The 1,855-nt window shown below is 43.1% G+C and carries 1 protein-coding gene; it reads right to left on the bottom strand.

The genetic code is table 11. The features are described from left to right. Positions 1 to 242: 242 nt before the first annotated feature. Positions 243 to 1,469: an NAD(P)/FAD-dependent oxidoreductase gene (locus WB217_RS00905; protein ID WP_423989769.1), complete on the bottom strand. Its 1,227-nt coding sequence runs from the start codon at positions 1,467 to 1,469 to the stop codon at positions 243 to 245. Between the last annotated feature and the right edge of the window lie 386 nt (positions 1,470 to 1,855).

A 1,855-nucleotide genomic window follows, 5' to 3' on the forward strand; every position in this document is an offset into this window, starting at 1 on the left:
CAATGAACCAATCTCAGAAGAAGTAAGTTGTAATTTTTCCTTATCCATAATTTCACCTCGAAATTATTATTTCCTCATTTAGATGAAATATGAATGTGGAAGCACAGGGACGTTTCTTGTGCTTCCATTTTTTTAGACGGAGCATGGGGACGCATCTTATGCTTCCGTTTTGTAATACATCAATACTTTTACAATGAACAAAACTCATCAAAAGAAGCAAAAGGAACATCCCTTTGCTCCGATTATTTCTTTGCCACAAGTGGCCTGTCCTGTAAGTATAGCTCCAGATCCGGGCTGTTTCCTTTCATAATATCCTCCGCAATGATTTTCGCCAGCAATTGGCTGTATACGGTACCGTTGTCGCCAAACGCCAGGAGGAAATAGCTGTTCGGATATTCGTCATATATCCCAATGATCGGAAGGCCGTCCGTCGTCCCTCCGTAAAAAGCAGCTAAAGAATACTCCGGTTCAAACTTGATTGAAGGGAACATTTTGTTAAACTCTTCGACCAGCTTGTCTCTCTTATGAATCAGTTTACTGTCCCGGTCTTCGGGATAATTGGTATTGTCATCAAGTCCGCCAATAATGATCCGGTTATCTGCTGTTGTCCGTAAATATAAATATGGCCTGGCAGTTTCCCATAAAAGCGTGCGATTGTACCAAGAGGATAGGTCGTCCACAGGCTTTGACGTGACGGTATACGTACTGACGAAAGAAACGAGCAGCTCCTTTCTGATATCGATTCCCTCATAGCCTGCAGCAAAAATCACACGGCCTGCAGAGATGGAGTGGCCGGCTTTAGTAGAAATGACCATCCGTTTCGTTTGTGAATCATAGTGATGGCCATTCATCTCGGTGTTTTCAAACACCTGGATCCCCTTGCTTGCAGCATGGTCCATTAACGCATGAGTAAACTTGAAAGGATTCAGCTCGCCATCGCCATAGGAATAGATGGCGGCATCCCTGCTGAAAGGATATTTCTCCTCAATCTCTTCTTTTAATAGAAAATCCACTTTCAAGCCTTGCTGCTGTAAAAACTCGTATTCTTTTTTTAGCTTATCGACATCCTCACTGCAGCTTGCAGAATAAAGCGAATCTCTCCGGGAAAATTCACAATCGATGTCAGCCGCCTTTGATGCTGCTTCTATTTCATTGATGGCTTCCTGCAGCAGCTGTAAATGCCTTGAAATATACTCTTTTCCGAAGGAGTTAATCAGGTTTGTGAACATTTTTTCCCCAGAATATTGAATGAGCGCCGTATTCGAACTAGTGCTGCCGCTCCCAATCTTCCCTTTCTCGATAACTGTCACTTTTAAGCCAGAGTCCGCAAGATAATAAGCACATTGCGCAGCCGAACTTCCTCCTCCAACAATCAAAACATCACATTCAAGATCCCCGTCTAACCGAGGATAGGAAGGAGGAGAAGGGAAAGTTCCAGGCCAATAATACGTACCAGACATAATATCCATGTGTTTCCCCCTAAATGTCCAAAAGAATAGTGATATTATTTCCTTTCTTTTAAATGACATTCAGAGTTTTGAGAAGAGCGTGGAAGCGTTGAAGCAAGGGGACGTATCTTGTGCTTCCATTTGGGTTGAACTATTCATCATTTTCCTTTTAGCTTCAAATTGCCACATAAGTTTACAATGCTTTGAATCCTGACCCCAGCTTGAATCCAAGAGAAAGAAGCAAAGGGTACGTCCCTTTGCTTCGCAGAACCGTGAACATGAGAACCGTCCCCATGTTCTGATTTATCTGTGCTGGTCGACAAGAATCTGGTTGCCGTCTGGATCTTCAATCACAAAATGGGCTGGCCCTTCACTTGATTCATTTGCTTCGGTTAGCATGTTTATGC

This window comes from Mesobacillus sp. (assembly GCF_049588175.1).
In the GTDB taxonomy this organism is placed as follows: Bacteria; Bacillota; Bacilli; order Bacillales; family Cytobacillaceae; genus Mesobacillus.

Excerpts from the sequence above, each read along its gene's own strand:
- WB217_RS00905 (WP_423989769.1), bottom strand. The coding sequence starts at position 1,469 with ATGGATATTATGTCTGGTACGTATTATTGGCCTGGAACTTTCCCTTCT.